23 protein-coding genes are annotated in these 25,944 nt (G+C 33.4%); 8 read left to right on the top strand and 15 right to left on the bottom strand.

What is annotated here, in order from left to right:
- Positions 1-245: 245 nt before the first annotated feature.
- From ACP6PK_RS17905 to ACP6PK_RS17930, 6 genes are all read right to left on the bottom strand, one after another.
- The gene (locus tag ACP6PK_RS17905; protein WP_094671271.1) at positions 246-1,040 is read right to left on the bottom strand and encodes an SDR family NAD(P)-dependent oxidoreductase; all 795 of its coding nucleotides are present in this window, start codon (positions 1,038-1,040) and stop codon (positions 246-248) included.
- A gap of 1,519 nt (positions 1,041-2,559) precedes the next feature.
- Positions 2,560-3,411 (bottom strand): alpha/beta fold hydrolase, encoded by an 852-nt coding sequence (locus tag ACP6PK_RS17910; protein WP_426561352.1) that lies wholly within the window; start codon positions 3,409-3,411, stop codon positions 2,560-2,562.
- A gap of 114 nt (positions 3,412-3,525) precedes the next feature.
- Positions 3,526-4,902, bottom strand: a complete 1,377-nt coding sequence (locus tag ACP6PK_RS17915; RefSeq protein WP_426561354.1) for a serine/threonine protein kinase — start codon at positions 4,900-4,902, stop codon at positions 3,526-3,528.
- Between the two features lie 217 nt (positions 4,903-5,119).
- The gene (locus ACP6PK_RS17920; RefSeq protein WP_426561356.1) at positions 5,120-5,341 is read right to left on the bottom strand and encodes a hypothetical protein; all 222 of its coding nucleotides are present in this window, start codon (positions 5,339-5,341) and stop codon (positions 5,120-5,122) included.
- An 18-nt stretch (positions 5,342-5,359) separates the two neighbouring features.
- Positions 5,360-6,373, bottom strand: coding sequence for a serine/threonine protein kinase (locus tag ACP6PK_RS17925; protein WP_426561358.1), 1,014 nt, complete (start codon positions 6,371-6,373; stop codon positions 5,360-5,362).
- 368 nt (positions 6,374-6,741) lie between these two features.
- Entirely contained in the window at positions 6,742-6,975 is a 234-nt protein-coding gene (locus ACP6PK_RS17930; RefSeq protein WP_094675475.1) for a hypothetical protein, read from the bottom strand.
- Positions 6,976-7,540: 565 nt separating this feature from the next.
- On the opposite strand from ACP6PK_RS17930, the gene ACP6PK_RS17935 reads away from it, so the two are divergent.
- Complete coding sequence (locus ACP6PK_RS17935; protein WP_094675471.1) at positions 7,541-8,122, top strand: Uma2 family endonuclease; 582 nt, start codon at positions 7,541-7,543, stop codon at positions 8,120-8,122.
- A 613-nt stretch (positions 8,123-8,735) separates the two neighbouring features.
- On the opposite strand, the gene ACP6PK_RS17940 is transcribed toward ACP6PK_RS17935, so the two are convergent.
- The 3 genes from ACP6PK_RS17940 to petC form a co-directional block, all read right to left on the bottom strand.
- The gene (locus ACP6PK_RS17940; protein WP_426561360.1) at positions 8,736-8,879 is read right to left on the bottom strand and encodes a hypothetical protein; all 144 of its coding nucleotides are present in this window, start codon (positions 8,877-8,879) and stop codon (positions 8,736-8,738) included.
- A gap of 253 nt (positions 8,880-9,132) precedes the next feature.
- Entirely contained in the window at positions 9,133-10,110 is a 978-nt protein-coding gene (gene petA, locus ACP6PK_RS17945) for a cytochrome f (protein WP_426561362.1), read from the bottom strand.
- 131 nt (positions 10,111-10,241) lie between these two features.
- A complete protein-coding gene (gene petC / locus ACP6PK_RS17950) occupies positions 10,242-10,781 on the bottom strand; it encodes a cytochrome b6-f complex iron-sulfur subunit (RefSeq protein WP_426561364.1) in 540 nt (179 codons plus the stop codon).
- A gap of 762 nt (positions 10,782-11,543) precedes the next feature.
- On the opposite strand from petC, the gene ACP6PK_RS17955 reads away from it, so the two are divergent.
- A complete protein-coding gene (locus tag ACP6PK_RS17955) occupies positions 11,544-11,855 on the top strand; it encodes a DUF3067 family protein (protein WP_426561366.1) in 312 nt (103 codons plus the stop codon).
- Between the two features lie 27 nt (positions 11,856-11,882).
- Here ACP6PK_RS17955 and ACP6PK_RS17960 read toward each other — a convergent pair whose 3' ends face one another.
- Positions 11,883-12,038, bottom strand: coding sequence for a hypothetical protein (locus ACP6PK_RS17960; RefSeq protein ID WP_426561368.1), 156 nt, complete (start codon positions 12,036-12,038; stop codon positions 11,883-11,885).
- A 1,201-nt stretch (positions 12,039-13,239) separates the two neighbouring features.
- On the opposite strand from ACP6PK_RS17960, the gene ACP6PK_RS17965 reads away from it, so the two are divergent.
- Positions 13,240-13,995, top strand: a complete 756-nt coding sequence (locus tag ACP6PK_RS17965; protein WP_094675461.1) for a cyclic nucleotide-binding domain-containing protein — start codon at positions 13,240-13,242, stop codon at positions 13,993-13,995.
- A gap of 61 nt (positions 13,996-14,056) precedes the next feature.
- Positions 14,057-15,532 carry a mechanosensitive ion channel domain-containing protein gene (locus ACP6PK_RS17970; protein WP_426561371.1) on the top strand — a complete coding sequence of 492 codons (1,476 nt, stop codon included), beginning with the start codon at positions 14,057-14,059 and terminating at the stop codon, positions 15,530-15,532.
- Between the two features lie 827 nt (positions 15,533-16,359).
- On the opposite strand, the gene ACP6PK_RS17975 is transcribed toward ACP6PK_RS17970, so the two are convergent.
- From ACP6PK_RS17975 to tatC, 4 genes are all read right to left on the bottom strand, one after another.
- A complete protein-coding gene (locus tag ACP6PK_RS17975; protein WP_426561402.1) occupies positions 16,360-16,746 on the bottom strand; it encodes a TauD/TfdA family dioxygenase in 387 nt (128 codons plus the stop codon).
- Positions 16,747-16,755: 9 nt separating this feature from the next.
- Positions 16,756-16,893: a hypothetical protein gene (locus ACP6PK_RS17980; protein ID WP_426561373.1), complete on the bottom strand. Its 138-nt coding sequence runs from the start codon at positions 16,891-16,893 to the stop codon at positions 16,756-16,758.
- Between the two features lie 4 nt (positions 16,894-16,897).
- Positions 16,898-17,035, bottom strand: coding sequence for a hypothetical protein (locus tag ACP6PK_RS17985; RefSeq protein WP_426561375.1), 138 nt, complete (start codon positions 17,033-17,035; stop codon positions 16,898-16,900).
- A 291-nt stretch (positions 17,036-17,326) separates the two neighbouring features.
- On the bottom strand, positions 17,327-18,196 hold the full coding sequence (gene tatC, locus ACP6PK_RS17990) for a twin-arginine translocase subunit TatC (protein ID WP_426561377.1): 870 nt from the start codon (positions 18,194-18,196) through the stop codon (positions 17,327-17,329).
- An 892-nt stretch (positions 18,197-19,088) separates the two neighbouring features.
- Here tatC and ACP6PK_RS17995 point away from each other — a divergent pair.
- Together ACP6PK_RS17995 and ACP6PK_RS18000 are read left to right on the top strand one after the other, a co-directional pair.
- Positions 19,089-20,453, top strand: a complete 1,365-nt coding sequence (locus ACP6PK_RS17995) for a CHAT domain-containing protein (RefSeq protein ID WP_426561379.1) — start codon at positions 19,089-19,091, stop codon at positions 20,451-20,453.
- 616 nt (positions 20,454-21,069) lie between these two features.
- Complete coding sequence (locus ACP6PK_RS18000) at positions 21,070-21,618, top strand: hypothetical protein (protein ID WP_426561381.1); 549 nt, start codon at positions 21,070-21,072, stop codon at positions 21,616-21,618.
- Between the two features lie 635 nt (positions 21,619-22,253).
- On the opposite strand, the gene ACP6PK_RS18005 is transcribed toward ACP6PK_RS18000, so the two are convergent.
- Positions 22,254-23,249: an NAD(P)H-dependent glycerol-3-phosphate dehydrogenase gene (locus tag ACP6PK_RS18005; RefSeq protein ID WP_426561383.1), complete on the bottom strand. Its 996-nt coding sequence runs from the start codon at positions 23,247-23,249 to the stop codon at positions 22,254-22,256.
- Between the two features lie 1,882 nt (positions 23,250-25,131).
- Between ACP6PK_RS18005 and ACP6PK_RS18010 the strand changes: the two genes are divergently transcribed.
- On the top strand, positions 25,132-25,518 hold the full coding sequence (locus ACP6PK_RS18010; protein WP_426561385.1) for a transposase: 387 nt from the start codon (positions 25,132-25,134) through the stop codon (positions 25,516-25,518).
- Complete coding sequence (locus ACP6PK_RS18015; RefSeq protein ID WP_426561387.1) at positions 25,481-25,714, top strand: IS200/IS605 family accessory protein TnpB-related protein; 234 nt, start codon at positions 25,481-25,483, stop codon at positions 25,712-25,714. The genes ACP6PK_RS18010 and ACP6PK_RS18015 overlap by 38 nt, the downstream gene beginning before the upstream one ends.
- Positions 25,715-25,944: the final 230 nt, after the last annotated feature.

The following is a 25,944-nucleotide window of genomic DNA, read 5'->3' on the forward strand; positions in this document are numbered from 1 at the left end:
GTAGGGGCAATTCGCTCTTCGCCCCTATAGAATTCAGGAGATCGAGAGTAGAATCTAGGCCCCTCTATTCACCATCTCGCCATCTCCCCCACTCCCCTACTCCCTTTTCATAGAGCCAAAATGGGTTCTATAAGACTGTGCATTTAGGGCACAGACATTGGTAAATTCTGTTAGCTGATTAGCTGAACATTTAGGCAGGAAAAACTTAGTGATAGACTACTTTTGACTTGCGCGTAGCACTATACTTACTTATTTTGGTCAAAACTTTTAAACTGTTTTTCTACTACACCAGCTAAAGTCTCTCGTGGAAGGAAACGAGAAGTATTAACAATTACTTGATTTAACAATCCTCCTGTAACAACATTAGATTGATTTTTTTCTAATGCCTGAAGAGCATCTCGTACTACCTCTTCTGCAGAGGTCAATTTTTCCATGGAAGTTTTTCCTCCAGACCCCGGAAATTCTGCTCTCTGGAAAAAATCTGATTCTGTAGGTCCAGGACAAAGGGCTAATATCTTCACTCCTGAATCTTGATTTTCTGCCCACAAAGCCTCACTAAAACTTAAAACAAATGCCTTTGTTGCACCATAAACGGACATATAAGGCAAAGGTTGAAATCCACCAATTGAAGCAACATTAATAATTCCACCAGATTTGCGTTGTTGCATTCCTGGTAAAAATAAATGTGTTAATTCTACTAAAGCAGTAATATTTAATTGAATCATATTTACTTGCTTTTCTAGAAGTCTTCCAGCAAAATTTCCATAGTCACCAAAACCAGCATTATTAACTAATAAATCTATAGTTAATCCTTTCTGAGAAACTGCTTCAAATAGAGACTTTGTTGCTCCTGATGCTGTTAAATCTTGAACTATTACATCAGTCTGAATTTGATATTTACTCTGTAAAGTATTTGCTAATTTTTGTAGTTTATCTTCGGAACGAGCAACTAATACTAGATTGGTTTTTATTGCTGCTAATTCTTGAGCAAAAGTTTCACCTATTCCAGAGGAAGCGCCTGTAATTAATGCAGTTTTCATTTGGCTTAAAATCAAATCAGATTTTTATATTTTTGTCAATTAATTATACTTCATCTGCAAAATATAGTAAAAATTAATGTAAAATTACTATAGAAATCCTCCGATCGGTTGTGGTATTTTGGGAGTATTTAGGAGTCAGGAGTCAGGAGTCAGGAGTCATAATTTTCAAGTTTTTCAGCTCTTTTTAATTATTAAAAAACTTATTACAACCAATTTAGGATTGCTATATTTTAGTTGACTTCTAATCATTTTTACTATGGCAAAATTAGAGGAGCTTTTCTTTCCTGGGGAATGCTGCCTCTTGCAGAGAAGCTACGGTTTTTCGTATAGGGAATGCTCCGCTTTCCATGTCGCGTAGCGTTTCCCCTGTCGCCGATATGAAAAACGCACTTTGTGGGGAACGCTAAATGCCATATCAAATCGACCAAGAGAAGAAAAAAATGCCCTTTTAACCAATCCTTCTATTACAGAAGAGGTAATTAATAATTATTAATTATTGAAAGGCAGTCTTAAAGGAAACAGATGCGTATATTAATCAGGCAGAGGTACAAATAAACTGAAAACAAATATTAGCTAACTATTAGTATAGCAGGAAATAGGGAAGAGGAAACTGTGTAAAAAAAAATCCTAGTATTAAGATTATTCGTCAGTATATTACCTGGTTTTTGTGATTATTTAATGTTCTTTTTACTTCTGTAGCATTACTAATTAACAATTAATCCATTCGGTTTAAAACCTCTATTTTTGTAAGCATTCAGCTATTAGTTATCAACTCTAATAAATATAGCAATTCTCAAGAAGCGTGAGGAACAAAATTCTAGGTTTTAGGGAACACTTAACTGGGAAATAAGGAATAGAAAAGAAATTAAAGATAGGTGTACCTCATAAGCTTGAGAAACGCTATAATATCCCAATCTTAAGAATAACCTTTAAATGAAAATAGCATGTAATTTCAGTTTTTATATAGCAATCCTAAATAGGTTTTGACAAAGAAAAAAGTAGATAAAAAACTTAAAAGTCCTCCTTTTTCCCTAAAAGCGGGATAGTTTTTATACACAAATAAAATAGGATTGCTATAGTAAAATTAAATTTACCTCAATTAAAAAAGCTTTTATCTAAAACTCAAATAAATAGCTGTTTTTGCTAGGGCAAAGCTTTCCTATCGGAATGCTCCGCAAACGCACTTCGGCTATCGCCGACATGAATGCGGAGCATTCCCTATACGAAAAAACGCAGTTACGACCCAGGAAGCTAGCTGACTGCTGTTTGCGCAGAATTCCGTAGGAAATGTTTACCTGCTTTTAATAATAATAGGACTTACGCATGAGGTACGAAAAACAGGGGTTTGAGATTGCTATCCGTTCCGGACTGCTCCGCAAACCCTTCGGTCGCAATGACGAAAATACGTTGCAGTTGCGTAAGTCCTGAATAAAAAAAAGAAATAATATTTCCTTATATTCAATCAAGAAAGGTTTTAATCAGAGGTAATTATCAATTATCTATTAATAATTATTAATTATTAATTATCCATTTTTCGCCTCAAAAATAAAAGCAGTTCATCTATAATATTTCCTGACCAATGTTCCTGGGGATAATGTGCAGCATCTGGCAATTTAACTAAAGTTCCATTTTCACAAATATTAGCTAAATTTTCCGCTTGACTAATATCTAACCAAGGGTCTTTTATTCCCCAAATAATTAATGTTGGTTGCTGCCATCCTTTAAAACCAGATTCAATTTCTGCCATTGATTTTTTTAAGTCTAATTTTTGCACAATTGCTAATATTGCTCTACCAGCAGCGGAACTTTTTAGATAGGGGCTACGATAAATTTCTAAATCTTCATCGGCAACTGTTAAACGACTTCCTTTTTCTAAAGTTCTATCTACAAATAGAGGGTCTTGAGTCAGCATATCTCCAATAAAAGGTATCCCTAATTGTTGGATTTGCCAAGGTAATTTAGCAGCAGTAGAAAGAGGAGTATTTAAAATAGTTAAACGTTCAATTTTTTCTGGATTTCGTAATGCATATTGTAAACCTAATGAACCTAAAAATCCTTGCACAACTAGATAAAAACGGTCAAGTTGTAGAGAATTAATTAATTCTGCTAAAGCATTAATAAAAGTCTCTGGTGTGTAAGGAAAATCTCTTTTATCTAGTTTCGGAGATAAACCACAACCTATCCAGTCAGGAGCGATCGTCCGATAACCTGCTTGAGCTAATTCGGGCATTATTATAGTCCAACTATGGCTTTGAGAAGGTAAGCCATGTAATAGTAAAACTGGCAATTTATTTGTTTCGCTATCTGGTTTAGCTTCCCGATAAAACCATTCGAGGGAATTGACTGTTATATTTTTTTTCTCAATTGACACTTGTTTTCTGAATTTTTTGACTAATATACGAATTTTGGTGATTATATCATTTTATGGATAACAGGGGGCGGGGAATATAAATTTCCTGTTTACTTTTCCCTAATTCAATAATTTTTATTCTGTTTTTTTGAGACTTTCCTGAGTTTTTAATTCTTCCAGAAAATCTCTAATTTCAGCAACTAACCATTCATTTTCTACTGATTGGAGAAAGCCACCAAACTTATAGTTTTTTACACCTATTTCTGCATCTACAAACAAAGAGCAGCTTTTGATTATTCTATATTCTTTATCATCTAGCTCATAATAAATATCTCCATAATCAAGTTCAATTTTGTATATATCTGCTGTTTTTCCTCGATTTTTATGACTATATACCAAAAATTTCCAGTGAATAAAAAACTCATTTTTATCTATTTGGATTTGAATTTTGCTAAATAAAGACAAAAAATCATCCGTGAAGAAATATAAAATTACAAGAAAAAAACTTACAATCAAAGACCTTGATATAAAGAGAATAAATAGAACGATTATGATATAAAAAAATAAGGGAAGGATATTGTCTTGATAAGGTACAGAGGGAATATTAATAATTAAGCTAGTAGATGTTTTTTCCAACGTTACTCGACTTCCAACAGGTTTTGTATGAGAAGATTGTACTCCATAATAATCATCATAAACAATTTTTGACTTATTACTAAGTAGATTCAAAGCTTCTCTTGCCGACTTAAATCTATCTTCCCACATCGGTTCTAATATTACTTCTAACCAATTAGCAAATTTAGGTGAAATTTTTACACAAGAACGAACATCAATCTTCATTCTTTTTTGAGGTAGTTCATCTGGGAAACGATGAGTCAATAAATACAATAAAGTTCCGCCTAAACTATATAAATCTGAAGTACAATTAGCTTTTCCTTTTAACTGTTCGGGAGGCATATATCCAATAGTTCCCACAAAAGTTCTACTCAAATAAATCGTATTTCTATAAATATCTTTAACTGCTCCAAAATCCACTAAAAATATTTTTCCATCAGGTTGTAAAATCACATTTTCTGGTTTAATATCCCGATGAATTATTGGTGGATTTAATTGATGTAAATAAATGAGAATTTCTAATATTTGAATTGCCACTTGTTTGACTTGTAATTCTGTGGGATGCCAACCTTGTTCCACCCAAGTTGCTAAAGAGTTTCCCGACACTAATTCCCGAATTAAATAAAACCGTCTATCTTGCTTTGTATCAATATAAAAATAATTCAAATATTTAGGAATTTGAGGATGATGCAAATTAGCAATAACTCTAGCTTCCCTCTCAAATAGTTCTAATATTTTCCAGTCTTTTGCCTGTCGTAAAGAAACAACTTTAAGTGCAACTCGCTGATAATTTATTAAGTCTTCTGCTTCATAAGTAATTCCCATGCCACCTTTTCCTAAAGAAGTAACAATTCTATATCGTTGGGCAATAATATCATTAGGTTGGTGTAGAGTCATTTTCCTTATCTTATAAAAAAATATTTGCTGTTTTTTGCCAAAACTAGAAAATCCAAATCCTTTCCTTTTAAGGGGATGAAAAAAATATTTAACTCAGTATTTCAAGCCTCTAGGTTTACTCGAATTTACTGATAAATGATAACTGAAATTACTCTGTCAACTTTTGATTATCCAAGAATTTTTATTCTGGTTTTTTGAGCATTTCCTGAAATCTTAATTATTGTAGAAAATCTCTAATTTCAGCAAATAACCATTTTCGTTCTTTTTGACTCAGCATATAGCCAAATTGATACTTCTGTTGGTGTTGTGCTTTCAATAAATCAAATGTTATGTATGTTGTATTTTCACCATATACATCAGTTTCTAAATAAACTTTCTTTATATCTTTTGTTTTAGCTGTAATAGAACGGCTAAAAAACCAAAAATTCCAGTTAATCACAAACTCATTATTAGTTATTTATATATAATTTCCCAGATATAACCTAAACAAGAGTAAGCAAACAAAAGTCATCATCAAAATTATATTCCCATTGAATAATACTAATAAAAATGTGTACATAATACATAATAAAATAGTTATCAAACACAAGAAAATTAGACCTTCTGTTGAAGAACCCACAGTCTGAGAATATTTAACTCCATAATAATCATCATAAACAATTTCTGATTTGTTACTAAGTACATTTAAAGCTTCTCTTGCCGACTTAAATCTATCTTCCCACATCGGTTCTAATATTACTTCTAACCAATTAGCAAATTTAGGTGAAATGTTCACACAAGAACGAAAGTTTATTTTCATTCTTTTTTGAGGCAATTCATCTGGCGAACGATGGGTTAATAAATACAATAAAGTTCCACCTAAACTATATAAATCTGATGCACGATAAGCTTTTCCTCTTAACTGTTCCGGTGGCATATATCCAATAGTTCCAACAAACGTTCCACTCAAAGACATTGTATTTCGGTAAATATCTTGAACTGCACCAAAATCTACTAAAAATATTCGACCATCAGGTTGTAAAATAATATTTTCCGGTTTAATATCTCGGTGAATTATTGGTGGATTTAGTTGATGTAAATAACTCAAAATTTCTAAGACTTGAATTGCCACTTGTTTAATTTGTACTTCTGTTGGATGCCAACCTTTTTCTACCCAAGTTGCTAAGGAATTTCCCGAAACTAATTCACGAATTAAATAAAATCGTCTATCTGGCTTTGTATCAATATAAAAATAATTCAAATATTTGGGAATTTGAGGATGATTCAAATTGGCAATAACTCTAGCTTCCCTCTCAAAAAGTTCTAATATTTTCCAGTCTTTTGCTTCTTGTAAAGAAACAACTTTAAGTGCTACTCGCTGATAATTTTTCAGGTCTTCAGCTTCATAAGTAATTCCCATTCCACCTTTTCCCAAAGAAGTAACAATTCTATATCGTTGAGCAATAATATCATTAGCTTGGTGTAGATTCATATTCCCTATCCTATAGAAAAATATTTGCTGTTTTTTACCAAAACCAGAATATCCAAATCCTCCGTTTTTAAGGGGATGAAAAAGCGGTCGTTTTCGGCTAAGAGCCGAAACGCCATATCCAATCGACCAAGAGAAATATTCAACTCAGTATTTTAAGCCTCTGGCTTTAGTCGAAGGTACTGATGACTCAATACGGTTCAGATAATACCAAAACTCCTATGATATGGAACTACTAGATGAGCTTTTCAGATTACAGAAATGCCAAAAAAAATTATTAACTGAACTGTATGGACTGATAACTGTTAACGAAGTTCCTCCGCAGGAGGCTAACTGTTAACGAAGTTCCTCCGATAGGAGGCTAACTGAAATTACTCTATTAAATTTTGATTATCCAATAATTTTCCTTCTGGTTTTTTGAGCCTTTCCTGAAATCTTAATTCTTCTAGTTCTAGAAAATCTCTAATTTCAGCAAATAACCATATTTGTTCTTTTTGAGTCAGGATATAGCCAAATTGATATTTCCTTCTAGCTTTGAATAAATCAAATGTTATATGTGTTGTTTTTTTACTATCTAGGTTACTAATAAGTAAATCTTTTTCCAAATAAACTTTCTTTATATCTTTTGTTTTAGCTTTAATTGTACGACTAAAGAAACAAATATTCCAGTTTATAAAAAACTCATTTTGAGAGATTTCAATATAATGTCTAAAGGCAAATTTTCAGAAAGGTAAGTAAACTAAATTCCCTATAAATAAACCTAATAAAGTCCCCAGCGACTCAATTCTATCCCTACTGAATACTCTTAAAATAAATAACTTAATCAGACAAACTAGAACAGCCATAAAACACAAGAAAATTTGCCCTGATTTTGAAGAATCTAAAGATGGAATCTTAATAATTAAGTTTCTAGACGTTTTTTTCAGAATAACTAAACTGCCTGGAGGTTTTTGATAAGTCATGTTTGCCATTCTCCTATTAAACCCTAATTTTCATTATTATAAACTGACATTTATTTCTACAAATTTCATCAATTTGTTTACGGATAAATGAAAATTTATAACTATATTCAACCTTGACACAAAATTAATTGTATATTTATTAGCAGGGTTAGAATATAAGAATATTTGTGCTAAAATAAATCCAAAAAATATAATGGCATAATATCTAATGGTTGCAGAAATTAAAACTGAAAAATCCTATTCTCCAGAAGAATACCTTTCTTTAGAGATTGACTCAGAAGAAAAACATGAATATATTAATGGTGAAATTATTTCTATGACAGGTGCTACTCCTAATCATAACAAAATAGCAGGGAATTTATATGCAGCGTTAAACTTGGCATTAAAACATCAACCTTATGATGTTTTTATCACAGATCAACGACTTTGGATTCCTACAGAAAAAATCTATACTTATCCTGATGTAATGATAATTGAAGGCGAATTACAATTTCAGGAAGGAAGGCGAGATACTCTAACTAATCCTGTAATTATTGCGGAAGTTTTATCAACATCAACTGAGGGTTTTGATAGAGGTAAAAAATTTGCTGCCTATCGTACAATTCCCACTTTTAAAGAATATATTTTAATCGACCAATATACAATGCAGGTTGAACAATTTACTCAAACAGAATCTAAGCAATGGTTATTATCTGAACATCGAGGAGAAGATAGTAAATTATCTCTAAAATTTATTGGTTTTGAGATTAGTTTAGCTGACTTGTATGACAAAGTTAATTTTGATTTATGAACCTAATTTGTTGGGTTTCTTTCCTATACAGTATTTGGAATTTATGATAGACTATTTTATTTTTTTGTTGAATAAAAAATCATTTACATAGACAAGTAACCCCAACTAACTTTTATGCTATCACAATTTTTGTAAGGATGCAATTGAAAATCCCTTTACCTGCGATTTTTTTCTGAAGCTTTAGAAAATGAAGGTGTTTATTATTTTTCACTAAGGAGCGAGCGAGGGGTGGAAAGATTTGATGAGGAAAAATTTCTAAATATTTGATTGTCTCTTAAGCAAGGGGAATTTAGTTGAACAATAAGTCATGCGCATAGACGAGGAAACACATATATTTTTTTATTCCATCACAATTTTTGTAAGGATGCAACTGAAAATCCCTTTACCCGCGATTTTTTTTCTGAAGCTTCATAAAATGAAAATGTTGGTGATTTTCCAATGACGAGAGATAGATGGAAAGATTTAATGATGGAAAAAATCTGATCCTAATCTTAAAAGCAGGGGATTCATTAATTAATAATGGATAATGGATAATGGATAATTACCTCACCGTAACGGAATTCAATATAAGGAAATATCAGCACTTTTCTCAATGGGAGATTGGATATGGCGTTTAGCGTTCCGCACAACCCGCGTTTTTCATGTCGCGCAGCAAAACGACCGCTTTTTCTTTTGAAATAGAAGGCTTTATACCTTTATTTGTCGGTAAGGGAGCATCTTTCAATCTTTTTGCTGTATTGCCTTTATTCCAGTTCAAACTCGTAACTCAAAAATTTAATCCTGGGCAAAGATACCAAATAGACATATCCAATCATAAAAAATCAAATAAATTATCGCACATAAATCATTAATTATTTCCCCCTACTCCCTACTCCCTGCTACCTTTTTATGGAGATGTCTAATGACTTTTATAAATATCAAAAGGAGCAAAGCTTCAGAAATGAACTTCACCTCCACTCCCAATACTTTGCTCCCTATGAGTCAATTTTTCAAGACAAAACTCAGACCACCTAGAAATTCATTTCGGCAGCTTGAACTTTCTCCACTTGTTTCTTCTTCAAAACCAACATAATTTGAGCTAACATAACCAAGGCAAAGAATGCCATCAACCACTTAACTCGATTTGCATCTTGCAGTACAATTTCAGCATCTGCTTGACCAAAACCACCAACATTGGGGTCATTAGTAATAACTTGACCTGCTTCAACAGTATCTCCTAAACCAACCAAAAGTTCAGGACCAGGAGGCACTGTATCTACAACAGTCTCACCATTAGCAGTTTCGATGGTAATTTGATTACCTACATATTCTTCAAAAGTAATATCAGTAATCTTACCACTGGCAGCCGCATTATAAATAGTATTATTGCTCTTATTACCAGCAGGATAAACTTGACCCCGACCTCGGTTTCCACCTACATGAACGGCATATTTACCAAAGTGGATAGATGTATCAGTGGCCGGATCAGGAGATAATACTGGGAAAACAATCTCTTGATATTCTTCCCCTGGTATTGGCCCAACTAAAATAACGTTTTCTTGGTCTTCCGCATAGGGTTGGAAGTACAGACCAGAAACTTCTTCTTCCCACTCTTCAGGTATTCTGTCTTCAGGTGCAATTTTGAAGCCTTCAGGCAACATTAGTACAGCACCAACATTCAAACCACCTTTGCTACCGTCACCTAAAACTTGTTGAACGTCAGTATCATAAGGGATATTAACAACAGCTTTAAATACTGTATCTGGTAGTACAGACTGAGGTACTTCTACTTCGGTAGGTTTAGCACCAATGTGACAGTTAGCACAAGCAAGTTTGCCTGTAGCTTCTCTAGGAGTTGCCGGAGCAGTTTCTTGTGCCCAGAATGGATAGGCATTTGCTGCCGGGGAACTTGTGAGAAATAGTGATATGGAAGCGATCGCTACTAACATTGTCTTGGCGATCTGCTTAACAAAACTACCCCATACGGCTGATAAATTTATTTTTGACATTACTTATTATGTCTTCTCTCAAAAATCAAAAACTTTTACAAATTTTACGTTATACCACCATTAACCATCAGGGGTATAACGGATAGCAGCTTTCTGCTTCAATGACTGATTATTTATCAGTCAAAAATTTCTTAAGCCCACCAAGGATCTTCCCCAGTGCGGAAATCTGTTTCTTCCCATTTAGTAAAGACCAGTTTATCATCACTAACATTGGTATGAACTAATGCTAGAGATAAAGGTGCTGGCCCTCTCACTACTTTTCCTGTGCTGTCATACTGAGAGCCATGACAGGGACAAATAAATTTATTCTCACTACCGTTCCAAGGTACAACACACCCTAGATGAGTACATACTGCATTTAACCCATAGTCAGCTAAGGTTTGGTCTCCTTCGATCACTACATAAGTAGGGTCTCCTTTGAATCCTTGGGCTAAAGTTCGTTCTCCAGGGTTATGACTGGCTAAAAACTCACTGACTATAATATCGTTACCAAGGGCATCTTTTGCTGTTACTCCACCACCAGCTCCACCACTTGATGGAGGAATAAAGTAGTTAACGACTGGATATAGGGCTCCGAGAGCTACCCCTGTTACAGTCCCAAAGGTGAGAAGATTCATAAATTGGCGACGCCCCATATCGGGTACATCTGGTGTTCCTTCTGCTTGAGCCATGAATTACGTTGGTTGTTTTTTGTTAATTTACGTTTCTATTTTTGAATTATGTGCAGAGTTTGTAAGTTTATAGACAAATATTTATGACTTAACTTACTTTTCCTGGTGTTATCCTGAATGGAATTACTCCTAATTCCTCTATTCCATCAACATAAGCATTTGGAACTGCATAAGCATATTGGTATTGTAACTACCGTTGAGGTCAGGATTGATTAACAAGCCATACGGACAAGTTGACAATCTTCTATTAGATAGAACAATTCTGCCTTAAGGCCGTTTCCTGATTATTATTACATTGTTTTAACTTCTACTGTTATTATTAAGAAATGTAAATATTTTGCAGGCAAGTAGCAATAGATGCTTGAATTATAAATCAAAAATTTTTATATTATAACACAAGAAGACTCTAATGGAAACTCAACTCAATAGGAAATCTTAAGTGTGGATATGACAAAAAAATGATATAATTTTCTTCTCTTTTCAAAGGGATAAAAAAGGAAATTTTGGATTTTTAAGCCTCCTAATTCAGTAGAAGGTAATTTTAACTTTTGCGTAGCATGACCTAGAAAAGTTCTGACCTAGGAACCTAACTGATATAGCGCGTACTGCTAAGGAATAGGGAATAGGGAATAGTAGAATGTCAAAAGCTTTTCCTACGGAATGCTGCGCAAACAGGATTTATAAATATCAGATACCTTAATGCGTAACGCTATAACTGATAACTAATAACTAATAACTTATAACTTATAACTTATAAATGAAATGACAGGCGAAGAATTACACCAATTATTATTGGCAAAGTGGGGTAAGTCTTATGATATTCAACTACGACGGACAAAAGGCAAAATATTTGTGCAGGTCATGTGGAAGTATTTGGAACAAGCATCCTTTCCCATGAAAGAATCAGAATATTTTGCCCACTTAGAAGCGATAGCCACCTATATAAATGGTTTTGGTGGTGGAGAAACTGTCAAGAATTATATTGAGAATACAAACGAACGACCAAGGTTAGGTAAAGTAGTGAGTATTCCTTTAGACTTAGGAGAGAGAGCATCAGAATGGATGGTAGAATAATTTTAATTTGACAGAAAAATCAAAAGGCTACAAAATTCTTAAGCCTATTGGTACATCTCGATCTGGTTGTATTAGGGCAACTTCTCCATGTTCCATCACTACTCCTAGAACCAAAACTTCGGACATAAAGTTAGCGACTTGACGTAGAGGTAAATTTGTAACTGCTAAAATTAGTTTCCCCACTAAATCTTTCTTGGGGAATATAGACTTTTGTTAATCCAGCGCTAGATTTTTTTATCCCCAATTTACCAAAATCTATCCAAAGTTTATAAGCTGGTTTTATAGTTTGAGGAAATTCTTTTACAGTGATAATTTTTCCTACTCTTATTTCGATATTTTGAAAATTATTAGAAGTGATTTGTAAACATTCAGCCGTCAGCTCGCCTCTTGCCTCCTGCGGAGGAGCTGGGCTAACAGAGGATCTGCCTCTTTCAGAGGCAGTTACGACCCAGGAGGCTACCTGACCGCTAATAGCTAAATGCTTACAGTGATTTGAGTCATTTTTTCATCTTCTCTGAGCAATAATAGTATAAATTAGTTAACTATTTTCAGTCTAAAATTGCCTATATCTCTAAAATCGTAAATAAAGTATAGTTGAAGGTATTTATTGAGATTATACAAAAATTTGATAGTTATAAAAATAGTTTCATAATTAGCCCAAAGTAGACTATTTATTTATCTTTAATATTGTTTCCAGATAATTTCCCTCAAAAAGTTAGGATAAAAGGCAGAAAAGTACAGAAAAATCAAGGGAAAATTATTCTTTCTACTTTCTCTGTATCCCCACACTCCCCACACTCTGCTTTTTTCAGCACATCTTAATTAGGAATAGAACCTAAGTATTTCCTTCGGAATGTTGTGAAATAACCTTCAGCTTTTAGCTAGATTATAATTTGCTCATCTTCTATTAAAACAGAAATTATTATTTATATATTTCAGATAATTTATACTTCTACCCGCAAGGGAATAGGTAGGGCTTGCTGATTAAATCTCAAAGTATTTACAAATAAAGGTATTAGTCTTTTGAGGTTTAGTCTTTTTAGATATGGAAAAAGTACCTAGTTTTCAGCTATTTGTACTCAAAAAGTTAGCATTTTGGGCAAGATAGTAGCCCAAAAATTACTCCCCTACTCCCCCGCTCCCCTACTCCTTAAAAAAGACTTTTTCAGCAAACCCTAGGCAATAAGAGCAGCATACTTTTAAAGAGTGTTATAATTTATAAATGTCCTAATCTTTGCTTCCACTACTATATAGCATAAATAAAACCATATTTAAAAAATAATTTTACCAAAAATAATAAGCATTATTAAAAGACTCAACCCCTTTCATTCTGACAGTATTAAACCAGATATGATACAAATATGTGGAATAAAAAAGGATAGGGATGATGAATGAGGTAGTAAATACTTTACTAAAACTAGAAGTCTTTCGTGAATTTTACACAGAGGAAATTCAAGCAGTAAGTAACTATATATCTTGCCACCAATTCTTAGTAGGACAAGTGCTAATGAAAAAAGGAGAAATAGGAACTTATCTAGGAATTATTCTCCAAGGGGAAATTAATATTGTCGAAGATTCAGAAATATTAGTAACTCGAAGTAGGGGAGAATTATTAGGAGAAATAGCATTAATTCAGTCACAACCAAGAAGTGCTAATGTGGTAGCTGTTAGTCATGGAGAAGTAGCTGTAATTCGCTTTGATGATATTGAGAAAATTAAGAATACTCATCCGAAAATTGCCATTAAATTAATTAGTGTTTTCACAAAATCAACTTGGCAAAAATTGCCAGAAAGTCAAACAAAAAATAAAAATAATTATATAGTTATAATTGCCAATCAAAATGAATACTATCCAGTCATAGATTTTATTGTAAAACATCAAGCTTTTTGGCAAAATCATCCAATAGCAACTACCCCGAAATTAGCCCAGATTTTATCTACAGAAATTAAGAGCGACATCAACATTGGAAAATATCTAGATTATCAAAGGTTGATTGGAACAGAAACAGCAGTTGGTTCCCTGATTATGTCAGGAAATGTATCAGTAGTTATCTATTTAAGAATACCCATATTAGCAGTGAAAAAACAACTGAATATAGAAGCATTTTTAATGTTATGTGACGTTTGTCAAGTACCTTGAGCAACAAACCTATCAACAGCAAAGGCTATTCTATCTTACCTAGAAAAGGATTAGGTCAAACATGATGAATTGGATATTTATAGAAATAGCAAATATATTTAATTTCTTAGTTCAAATCTTTCAAACAGAGATATTTCAATTAGGCAACCAATCATTCTCCATCAAAAATATTACTGAAATAATTTTATCAATCATTATAGTAATATTCCTCTCCCGCACAATAAAAAAGTGGATGAGTGAATGGATATTAGTTAATCTAGGAGTAAAAAAAGGTACAAGAGAAGCGATCGCCACTATTATTAATTATATAATTACAATAGTTGGGGTTTTAATAGTTTTGCATAACACAGGCATTGACCTAACCTCAATTACTGTAATTGCTGGTGCTTTAAGTATTGGTATAGGTATCGGACTTAAAAATATTGTTAGTAACTTTATTAGTGGTTTAACAATTCTGATTGCCCAACCAATTAAAGTAGGAGATTTTATTGAAGTTGATGACTTATCAGGAATAGTAGAAAAAATTTTAATCCGGTCAACTTTAATCCGGACTCTTGATGGTATTTTTGTTATTTTTCCCAATAATTGTCTGGTAGAAAAAGATATTATTAATTGGAGTCACAGAGACCCAAAATGTCGTCTACATATTCCTATTGGAGTTGCTTATGGTAGCGATACAACTTTAGTAACAGAAGCACTTTTAGATGCAGCTAGAAAGGAAAAAAAAGTCTTATCAAATCCTTCGCCAAAAGTTTGGTTTAAAGGGTTTGGAGATAGTGCTTTAAATTTTGAACTATTAGTTTGGATTAAATATCCTCCTCTCACAGATCCAATCAAAAGTTCTTTAAATTTTTCAATTCACTCAGAATTACGTTCCCGGAATATTGAAGTTCCTTTTCCCCAAAAAGATTTACATATTCGTAATACTAAATATTCAATTCAAAAGCATCAAAAAGCAGGATTAACTACTGTTCAAAAAAATCAGATAAACCAGTCAATTTCCCTGGTAAAAAATCAACCAAAGACTAAATATAAAAGCTCAGAATCGAATTTACGAGATTTATTACGACAGATTAGTTATTTCAGGAATTGTAATATTATTGAACTACGAGATGTCATTGAAAATGGATATAGAAAAATTATTCCTAGAAGTGAAATAATCTGTAGAGAGGGAGAACCAGGAGACTCATTTTATATAATACTTTCAGGGTCAGTGGAAGTCTTTTCAGAAAAAGCAAATAAATATATTACGACTAGATACCCAGGAGAATTTATTGGAGAAATGTCACCACTTTTAGGGATTACTCGTACAGCTAGTCTTCGTGCTGTAGAAGATACGATATTATTTGTAGTAGACCAAGAAAATCTACAAAATCTTTTGGGAAAACATCAAAGACTAGCAGACAAAATTCCTGAAGAATTATCCCAACGTTTAGAGACCTTAAAAAATTTAGGATTACTCCATGACCAAACAACTTCTCAAAAAACAGCTTTGGTTTGGGTAAGGAACCGAATTTATAATTTATTTGGCATCTAAAAGAAGGAGTCAGGAGATAGAATTCAGGAGTCAGAATATTCTACAAATACCTAGGCAAAATCACCACTTTATTTTTGTCACTATGGAAGTAACTAGGCTTTGCTGAAAAAGTCTTTTTTAAGGAGTAGGGAAGTAGCGGAGGAGTAATTTTTTTTCCAACTATTGCCTTTTATACTAACTTTTTAAGTATTAAGAGCTGAAACAGGCGTACTTTTTACTGACCTAAAAAGGCTAAAACCTTTATCTACACATAGATATTTTAGCCTTTTTTTATTTCTGGGAAAAAAGAGCAATCTGTTCGCTACTAAAAGCTCAAAATACCCAAAATTTATCCTGACTCCTACCCTCAGCAAAAGACTTTTTCAGCAAACTATATTTTTAGTAGAGTTGAGAAGCTGGAGTAACTTTTTCCGTACTATCAAGAAAAAAGATGTGCATTAATCTTTGGTCATTTTCGTAGATATGCCAAGGTGTTCCAGTATGAAGTATTTCTCAATTATTCCAGATACCAAAATCTCCTACTTCCCATTTGAGAGAAAAAATATTTTCTGGTTGAGTACCTGGAGTTAAAAACTTCTCTATTAATTCCTGACTTGGTTCAGCTTCTATTCCTTCAATTTTCCAGCAGAATGTACAGTTAAAAACAAAGCATTCTTGCCTTTTTTGTTTGGATTATTACTGGGTGTATTCTAGCAACTTTAGGGGGATTAAAATTTTTCATAGAAGTTTTAATATCATCTATTGGATGCATACATACCTTGAGGTTCAGGTTTAAAATTCATAGTAGGACAATAGCAAACTTTCATTTGTAGAGCTTTTTTTTGCAGTTATGCTGTTAGAACTTCATAAGCTTTTATGGAACTACAAAAAAGTGTTTCACCTCCTTTTTTCTGTACAATTACTGCATACATAGCACTCACAACTGGAGGGGTATCAAATATACTATTAAAATCAGTATGCGAAACACGAGAATATTTAAAGACCTCACCAGCAGTAAGTGTAAATTCGTGCCCATAGTGATTAAATGAACCGTATCCATAAAGAGAAAATAAGGGCGGATAACCAGGTAGTTTTTTATAGAATGGGGCAATATTTCTCCCTTCCTTAACTGCCTGAATATCATGGGGAAACTTAGTAAGAAAATCAATTTCCATCTCTGGAGTTAACTGCTGATTTTTAAACAATAGTAATGAATATTTTTCAAATCCTGCTATTAGGGTTTCCTACTGTTGATATGATAAAGATTTTGATAGGTCAATTCCAACTACTTCTGCTCCGAAAGATAGCTCTTTTCCAAATTGATTGTGTAAAGGCTTAAATGAGGGTAATGTTTGATTAGGGTTTTCTAGTTTGATAGACATTTTTCTAAGATTTTTGACTAATAACTCGACTACTGATAGATAAACCTACTTCTGCTCCGAAGCATAGCTCTTTTCCAAATTGATTGTGTAAAAGCTTGAATGAGGGTAATGTTTGATTAGGGTTTTCTAGTTTGATAGACATTTTCTAAGATTTTTGACTAATAACTCGACTACTGATAGATCCACTAAATATTAGACTTCTTGCAGAAGTCAGGGAATAGGGGAGATGAAATTGTTGATTCTATTAAAGGAGTTAAAACAGTTCCTAAAACTCCAGAACCTAACAATATATATATTGCCAACCAGAGAGCATTTGTTGAGAACTGACTATTGCAATAATACCTAACAATAACTGTAGAAATCCCCAAGGAAAAATTATAAAATTTCACTGCCAGTGTGACAACTACTAATAATTAAGTCAAGGCAGTATTTTTTATTTCCCTATCAACTTAACAACCAAACTACCTCCCAGATAAAGAGCAACTACTGCTCCACCCAATAAACTTTGAGTCAAAGGGTCAGTTGAAGGAGTTAAAACCGCTCCTAAAACTGCAGCTCCTAACAATACATATCTCCAACCAGAAAGCATTTGTTGAGAAGTAACTATTCCCACAATACCTAATAAGAATTGTAGAATAGGAATTTGAAATGCTAATGCCGTACTAAACATTAATAACAAGACAAATTCAAAGTATCTTTCAATTGACCATGCTTGCTCTACTACTGCCGAACCATAACCAATAAAAAATTTCAAAGCTGCTGGTACAATTGCAAAATAAGCAAATACTAATCCCAATCCAAATAAAACTGTAGAACCTAAAAAAATTGGTCCGAGAAATCTTCTTTCTCTAATAGTTAAACCAGGTAGGACAAACTTAACTATTTGATAAAGTATAAAGGGACTTGCTAAAAGAAGACCACTATATGCAGCTACTTTAATAGTGACAAAAAAGTATTCTCCTGGAGCGAGTTGGAGAAATTTTACTCCCTGGGCAGGAATTTCTAGAAATTTGACAATGGGTTTAACAACAATAAAGCAACTAATAATAGCTACTACTACTGCTATTAAAGAATAAAATATCCGCATTCGTAACTCTTCGAGATGGTCAAAAATAGACATCTCAACTTCATCAGGAACTTGGTCGAGATAATCATTTTCTTCTGAATTTTGGCGATCGCCTAAGTCTTGCGAAGGAATATTGTCTACTCCATCGGACTGAATCTGTGGCTCTTTTAAACTTATAGGTGCTAAATTATTGTTATTTGAATCTTCTGGAGGAGTATTATTTTCTAGAGATGTCATTTTAGTTATCAATTATCAGTTATCAGTTATCAGTTATCATTACCTCCTATTTTATAGGAGGCTTGAGATACTAAAGTTTATTTTTTCATCCCCATCCAAGGGGAGGCTTGAGACCTTATTTTTTGGTCAGGTTTGTTTTAAATTTTAGATTAATTATACATCAAAGCTCTGATTTTTCATAGTATAGACTATTGTCTAGATATTAGTAAGAATATCAATTTTATCTCATCTGATTTCTGTGTAAATGAGGCAAATTAATTATACTTGAAGGAAAGCTAAGGAATAAGAATTTTATTAGTTACATAATTTACCGAATTATTAATTATTAATAATTAAATAATTCGCGCCTTGAAGCCTCCCCTTGGATAGGGGAAAAAAGCGGTCTTTTTCGGCGCTTGAGCCGACATGTTTGCGGAGCATTCCGTCAGGAAAACGCTTTCCTACGGAATGCTAACGCAAACGCGACATGAATTGCTCGCAGTCCGTCAGGATGGGATGCTGTCTCGGCTAAGAGTCGACATGAAAAGCGTTAGCGTTAGCGCAGCTCCTCTGCAAGAGGCAGCGGCTCTGAACTCTTCGGGAAACCTAGCCATATCCAATCGACCAAGAGAAGAAATAATATTTCCTCATCTTCAATTCCGTAACGGTTTTAACCTTCTTGTAATTATCAATTATCCATTATCAATTATCAATTATTGAAACAGACTGAAGTTTAACTTATTTAAGCTTTGCTTTTTAATTTCTTTATTTTTTTGAATTCTAAATCCTCAAGATCAGGAAAATACAAAAGCCAACTCTTGACACCAAAAGTAAAATTACTATACTTAGGCTATGCATAAATTTTAGATTGAATCATAATTGATAGAGTTGGAAAAAAAAAGGAAGTTAAATTATGTTTAACAATAGATGGAAGAAAAATCTAATTTTATCCTTCCTATTTATATTAGTTTTCTTAAGCACCATTAGCTTAAATATTTTCCTACCAAAAAAACCAGCATTTGCTATTCAAGAATCTGAGTGGGATAAATTATTAGAAACTCAGGCTGTCCAAGAAATTGTCAATAGAATTGAGCAAACTTGGGAAAAAGCTTATGAAAATTACTTTGGTGCAAATCTCTCAAGTTTTACCTTGACTGCTGAAACTATCGCTAAACAACTTTATCTATGGCAATTTCAAATTGATAAAAACCCTGCCGTTGTCTGGGTATGGCCTCGCAAAAAACAAATACAATTAGTGTTAATCACTGCCAATCAAATACCAGTTATATACAGTATTACTGATGCCGAGCGAAAAACTGTATTAAATACAGTAAAAATGTTAGCTGGAGAAATCATAGATCCAAGAATGCGTCACACAGAATCATATCTCAAACCAGCTCAAAAACTTTATCGGTGGATAGTCACTCCCATTGAGTCAGAATTAGAAAAGCAAAAAGTAGATACTATTATTTTTTGCTTAGGACCTGGTTTACGCAGTTTACCATTATCCGCATTACATGATGGAAAAAAATTTCTCATAGAAAAATATAGTGTTGCTCTTATTCCGGCTTTTAATATGATTGAAACTGAATATAATCCCAGAAAAAATATGCAAGTATTAGCAATGGGAGCATCAGAATTTATTGACCATCAATCTCTACCTGCTGTACCAACAGAGTTAAAAGAAATCACACAAAAATTGTGGCAAGGAGAGGCATTTATTAACCAAGACTTTACAGTTGAAAATTTACAAGAGCAACGACAAAAACAGAAATTTGGAATTATTCATTTAGCTACTCATGCTGAGTTTAGGTCAGGTCAACCAAGTAATTCTTATATTCAATTTTGGCACAAAGAAAAACTGGAACTAGATGATATAAGAAACTTGAAATGGCATCAACCAAAAGTAGAGCTATTAGTTCTAAGTGCTTGTAAAACTGCCGTGGGAGATCAACAAGCGGAATTAGGTTTTGCTGGTTTAACCGTCCAAGCTGGAGTTAAATCTGCTCTAGCAAGTCTTTGGTATGTTAGTGATGTAGGAACTTTAGCTTTAATGAATGAGTTTTATCAAAATTTTCAGAAAATTTTACTTAAAGCAGAAGCGCTTCGACAAGCCCAAATAGCAATGTTAAAAGGGAAAGTAAGTTTAAAAAAAGGTGAGTTATATGGTTCTAATAGTCGAGTCAAATTGCCACAAGAATTAGCAGAATATACAGATGAAAATTTATCTCATCCCTATTATTGGGCAGCTTTTACTATTATTGGTAATGCTTGGTAATATCCAAATTTTTGCCGTCGGACAATTAGGAGCTGACTAAATCATTCATTTGATATTTTTGAATAAGTTTTTTCTCAACTAAATATAGCAATCCTCCGCATATTCGTGGCAAAAATCTTACTGCTTTTAGGGAACACTTAACTGGTTGGAGTTTCAACTTTTTTATTGACTTTTTAATTACCCGCAACATAAGCGCGGATTGCTATAGATAGTTTAAAATCAACTATCATTTCCTGCTGTAGCCATTTTTGCCTCCCACTTAGGCAGATTGTTACTCCCAGGCCCATAATACTATAGTTTTTTTATACCCCACCTTCCGCACGTCAAGTTGTAACATTAAAAGTAGTATAAAAATCCCGATCTCGCTAAGTATTTATACTATGTCAATCATCGTCATTGACCTTTCTCAGCAGTCAAATTTTTAGTAGAAATTAAGCATAAATACTTACTTGATTGTTTAGTCATTAAGTTACAACTATGATTTTCTCCTGAATTCTGACTCCTGACTCCTGACTCCTGAGTCCTTTTTCAATACTACATTTTGTTGTACGGAATGTAGGTTATACTATTCTTTTATCTGTTATACTCAAAAACCATTCCGAAATAGTTTAGGCCCATGTCAATTGGAACAACAGAAGCAGCATTTCTCTTAAATATTTCTACTGCGAGACTCAGACTACTTTTAAAACAAGGTCGCGTTCTTGGAGCAGAAAAAGAAGGCAGATTTTGGAGGATTCCTCTAAATAGTCGGGGAATGCCAGAAATAACCACTGGTCTTAGAGGTCCACAGGGAACTTGGAACAAAGGACAGCGTACAGGCAATACCTTTATTCATATTGTACGAAGAGTAATTGATGCTAACCGAGACCACGGTACAAGCGATCCAGCTATTTCTGTCAAGCAAGGCGATCGTAATGATAGATGCCACGAAGTTGAAATAGTAGGACCTTGCAAAATCGTCTACCGACCTCACAAGCCCAATCGTAGTCAGGCAGGGGGAGCCAGGCTGTGGATTGAGGTCGAGCCTCACGTTAAAATTATCCGTAAAATCTTTCCCGATTGGGAAGCGTCCGAACCAACTGCTGAATTGGTTGAAGGGTTGGCCGAGCCTAACGGTAGCTACATAACCACCGAGCATAACCTGAGCAATATTGCCGTTGCCTAACTATAACCACTAATTTTTTTGTTTTATTGTGACTGCCCTATTTATTTTTCTTCTTGGGGTAAACTTTGCTATGTTTGAACTTTACATATTTTGTGAAAAAATTTCATCATTAAGGAAAAAAACTAACTTTTTCCAGACCAGAGGATTAGAATTTCAGAAATTTTTTCTATTTTTATCAGAAATATTTATTTAATCAAAAAATAAAAAATAAAAACAAATTACTAATGCGCAATAGTTTTGGCCTTTTAGTGGTAAAGTTTTAGGGAGAATCTATATCTATGCGATGTGCAACTTTCTACGAAAATACCACGGCTTATACCCATAAGGTTGAAAAGGTTCTTTTTAGAAGTCGCTAAATTTAGTAAGTTAGGAAAAGTTGCACATGGCGTTATATCTATATCTATATAAAATAAGGCAAAAGAGTTAGAGAAGGAGAGAAATTTGAAAACTCTACTTTTTATCAATTCATCAGCAACTCCTAATTATGGTTTGCTGAATAAATCTCAAAGCATTTATAAATAAAGGTTTTAGCCTTTTAGGTCGAAAAAAAAATTCAGGTATAACGTCTAAAAATGCTCAAAAAGTTAGCATTTTGGGTAGACCAGGGTAAAAAAATTACTCTGCTGGATTTGATATTAAAATTCTGGTTTTAAATCTCTTCCCATTAAAGCTTCCACGGCTTCTTCTGGAGTAATCTTACCATTCAACAATAGAAAAACTTGACTAGAAATAGGCAGAGTAATTTCCTCCCTATTAGCAATATCAATCAAAACATTTGTAGTATTAACACCCTCAGCAGTACCAGGTAATTCCTCTAAAATTTCCTCCAAACTTTTTCCCTGTGCTAAACCATAACCAACCCGATAATTTCTACTCAAATAACTACCACAAGTTGCCAACATATCTCCTAAACCAGATAACCCAAAAAAGGTTTCAGTTTTTCCACCTAAATGAGTACCAATACGAATAATTTCTGTCAAAGCACGAGTTAATAAAGCTGATTTAGCATTAGTACCAAGTTCCAAACCATCACAAACTCCACTAGCAATAGCAATGACATTTTTTAAAGTTCCACCTAACTCAGTACCTATCGGATCGGAACTACTATAAACCCGAAATAAACCAGAAGCAAAAATATTTTGTACCGTCGTTGCTGCTCCCTTATTTTTACTAGCAACTACCGTTGCTGCTGGTAATTTATCATTAATTTCTTTTGATAAATTAGGACCTGATAAAACTACCACAGGATTATGAGGAAAATTAGCTTCCCAAATCTGAGAAGGAGTACGAGTTGTTTCTGGGTCTAATCCTTTTGTAGCAGTAATAATAATTACTTTTTTTGGTAAACCAATCTTTTTAATTTTCTCAGCAATTTCATTAACTCCTTTCATAGAAATTGCCGAAACTATTATATCAACATCCTTTAGTACCTGTTCTAAACTGACATTTAAGCTACGAGACCATAAATATATTTCATGTTGATTATGAATTGCTAATTTTGCTAAAGCTGAACCCCATGCACCTCTACCTAAAATTGCTAAAGTTGCTTTTTCAGTTGATATTGGATAAGCAGATTCTAAAGTTGTAATAACTTCTCTTCTTTTATCAGCTTGAGATATTTTATTTGTCATAATTTATTGATTTAATCTATGTAAGCATTTCCTTTCCTGCGGAATGCTGCGCAAACGGAATGCTGCGCAAACAGCGGTCAGTGGTCAGCCGTCAGCTATCAGCTATTATTTTTGGTGCGCGATAAAAGCTTTATTAATGTAAGCATTCAGCCGTCAGCCGTCAGCTATCAGCTAAGGTTTTTATAGGGGTTTTCACTCATGTTGACTTGCATTATTTCTGCCTTATGCCTTCTACCTTTAAGCCAAAATATCTATATTCTATGAATCATGAAAAGCGCGCTTACTATGAATGACAATATATTCAATTTTTGTCAAAGGCAATAGGGAATATAAAATCTAGATACACAACAACTTATAATTTCTTAACTCCTAGCATTTTAAAAAGCTGTTTGCGTAGCATTCCGTAGCTGATAGCTGAGTGCTTACTTATTAATTGAGCCAGAATTAAATCTTACTACAAAAGCTAGCTCCCTTTACCTTAAAGTCCATATTAATTTAAACACGTTCTTTAGTGGCATGGTATTATTGCTGTTAACGCAGTTCTTGCACGGGAGGCTAGCTGACAGCTAATAGCTGAATTTTTACTAATGTATTAATGAGTTTTGGTATATAGCAACCAGATTTTTATTGCAGATAAAAAATCTCTTGGAATGAGGGGTCTAGAATGATTTTTGACTATGCTATTAAGGGTAAAATTTTACGGAACTAAATTTATATCAAATTTATTCCGCTCAAGAATTGCCTTGACTTCAGTCCAGGGAGTGTCATTTCAGTTATCAATTATTAGTACCTCCTGCAATAGGGAGACTTGAAAACCGGAATTTTCTTTTTCATCCTCTTAAAAGGCGAGGATTGATACCTTATTTTATTTTTATGTTCAAAAATAAAGATATTTTTTGAATTTTCTATAAATTTGAGTTTGCTATAAAGCGGATGTTTTATGAAATCATGGTGCTTCATCAAACTCAGACTCAGGAATGAGAATTTTCTTATCTACAAAAGCAGATTATCAACAGGTAATACCAAATCTCAAAAATTTGCTATATATCCTGAAAAGGATATGTTATGTGGTAGGTTTTAGCTGTTAGGAAGTTTAGGCAAAATTTTCAAGTATAAAGTAGTTGTTACAAAGCACCATTAATGCCTGATAAATGGTATAATAAACATGGTACATAAATATAGTCTTATGTAGTCAAATAATGTCAAATCTCTTCGTTTATTGCTACAAAAGAGCTACTAAGTATTTGACAAAATTTAATAAGTCTCGACCTTATGTTTAAGGGTATAATGAAATTGGCTGGCAAGTCAAGAATAAATAATAATAAAAACTCATAAATGTTCCCAGCCTTTAGTAATTTTAACTCCTTGATTTATGAAATGAGTTGAGAGACATATTATTCAAAAAAATCATCGGTTTTATCCTGAAATTGACCGACTTTGTTTCTTGTATAAAAATCTCTTAAACTCATGCTAATTATTTAGTTCGTCAGTCTTTTATATTTGAAAAGATTTATCTTTCCTATTATGACCTGCAAAAAACACTTTCTACTCAAGTAGACTATAAAGCAATGCCAGAATCGAGTATCTCAACAAATATTGATGATTTTAGAGAGAAAAACCAAAAAGCTTTTTAGCCGCGAACGAAGTTTATAAACAACACCTATCAAAGTTTAATGCTCCTCCTCGTCTTCGGTGGATATAAAAATAAAATAACACCGAAGAAATATTGTAATTTATACGAAACAAGCCATCAGCAAGAGGCAACTAAAACAAGGAATTATTAATCCTTCTCAAACTGGGATTTATCTAAAAACATTAGTACCTACTTCACGCTCTTAAACAAGTTCGTCTTGTCCCTAGACTGAACCATTATGTAATTGAGGTGATTTATGATAAATGGGAACAACAATACGAGCTAGAGGAAAATCGTTATGCCAGTATTGATATTGGATTAAACAATTTAGCTACATTTTCATGTCGGCGACAGCCGAAACCTTTAAGGGCGCCGGAATCAAACCCAAGAGTGATAAATGGCAGACCGTTAAAATCTATCAATCAATACTATAACAAGGTTAGAACCAGTCTTCAAGGTCTGCTAAGAGAAAATCAATCAAGTCAGAGACTAAGAAAACTAGCGAATAAAAGAGAATTTAAAATCAATGATTATCTGCATAAAACATCTCGTTTGATTATTAATAGCCTCATCACTCAGAAAATAGGAATTTTGATAATTGGCCAAAATCAGGAGTGGAAACAGGAGATTAATTAATTTAGGAAAAAAGAACAATCAAAATTTTGTTCAAATTCCCTATACTAAGTTAATAGAAATGTTATCTTATAAAGCCAAAATGGTAGGAATTCAGGTAATTTTAACCGAAGAATCTTATACTTCAATTGCAAGTTTTATGGATAATGATGCAATTCCTGTGTACTTAAACGGTGAGAAAAATCAGTCAACTTTATAGTGCAAAAAGGGTGAAACGGGGAATGCAAATCGCACAGGTGGTGGAAGATTGATTAATGAGTTACGTTAATGGTTCTTTGAATATTATGAGAAAAGCAATCCCAAATGTATTTGACCATGGGATAGAGGAGCCAGTGCGTTGGGCGGGTCTCCCGACTTAAAGCAACTGGCGTGGTGTTGTAGTACATCCTGGGTCGGAGCTATGCTAACACGAGCGTCAAGGTAAAACTG

The sequence above is a fragment of the Dapis hubbardiae BLCC-M172 genome (assembly GCF_050016015.1).
In the GTDB taxonomy this organism is placed as follows: domain Bacteria; phylum Cyanobacteriota; class Cyanobacteriia; order Cyanobacteriales; family Microcoleaceae; genus Trichodesmium.

What these genes read in the sequence shown, in the direction of transcription:
- ACP6PK_RS17905 (WP_094671271.1), bottom strand. Translation starts at nt 1,040, where the DNA reads ATGAAAACTGCATTAATTACAGGCGCTTCCTCTGGAATAGGTGAAACT.
- ACP6PK_RS17915 (WP_426561354.1), bottom strand. Translation starts at nt 4,902, where the DNA reads ATGACTCTACACCAACCTAATGATATTATTGCCCAACGATATAGAATT.
- ACP6PK_RS17925 (WP_426561358.1), bottom strand. Translation starts at nt 6,373, where the DNA reads ATGAATCTACACCAAGCTAATGATATTATTGCTCAACGATATAGAATT.
- ACP6PK_RS17935 (WP_094675471.1), top strand. Translation starts at nt 7,541, where the DNA reads ATGGTTGCAGAAATTAAAACTGAAAAATCCTATTCTCCAGAAGAATAC.
- petA (WP_426561362.1), bottom strand. Translation starts at nt 10,110, where the DNA reads ATGTCAAAAATAAATTTATCAGCCGTATGGGGTAGTTTTGTTAAGCAG.
- petC (WP_426561364.1), bottom strand. Translation starts at nt 10,781, where the DNA reads ATGGCTCAAGCAGAAGGAACACCAGATGTACCCGATATGGGGCGTCGC.
- ACP6PK_RS17955 (WP_426561366.1), top strand. Translation starts at nt 11,544, where the DNA reads ATGACAGGCGAAGAATTACACCAATTATTATTGGCAAAGTGGGGTAAG.
- ACP6PK_RS17965 (WP_094675461.1), top strand. Translation starts at nt 13,240, where the DNA reads ATGATGAATGAGGTAGTAAATACTTTACTAAAACTAGAAGTCTTTCGT.
- ACP6PK_RS17970 (WP_426561371.1), top strand. Translation starts at nt 14,057, where the DNA reads ATGATGAATTGGATATTTATAGAAATAGCAAATATATTTAATTTCTTA.
- ACP6PK_RS17980 (WP_426561373.1), bottom strand. Translation starts at nt 16,893, where the DNA reads ATGTCTATCAAACTAGAAAACCCTAATCAAACATTACCCTCATTTAAG.
- ACP6PK_RS17985 (WP_426561375.1), bottom strand. Translation starts at nt 17,035, where the DNA reads ATGTCTATCAAACTAGAAAACCCTAATCAAACATTACCCTCATTCAAG.
- tatC (WP_426561377.1), bottom strand. Translation starts at nt 18,196, where the DNA reads ATGACATCTCTAGAAAATAATACTCCTCCAGAAGATTCAAATAACAAT.
- ACP6PK_RS17995 (WP_426561379.1), top strand. Translation starts at nt 19,089, where the DNA reads ATGTTTAACAATAGATGGAAGAAAAATCTAATTTTATCCTTCCTATTT.
- ACP6PK_RS18000 (WP_426561381.1), top strand. Translation starts at nt 21,070, where the DNA reads ATGTCAATTGGAACAACAGAAGCAGCATTTCTCTTAAATATTTCTACT.
- ACP6PK_RS18005 (WP_426561383.1), bottom strand. Translation starts at nt 23,249, where the DNA reads ATGACAAATAAAATATCTCAAGCTGATAAAAGAAGAGAAGTTATTACA.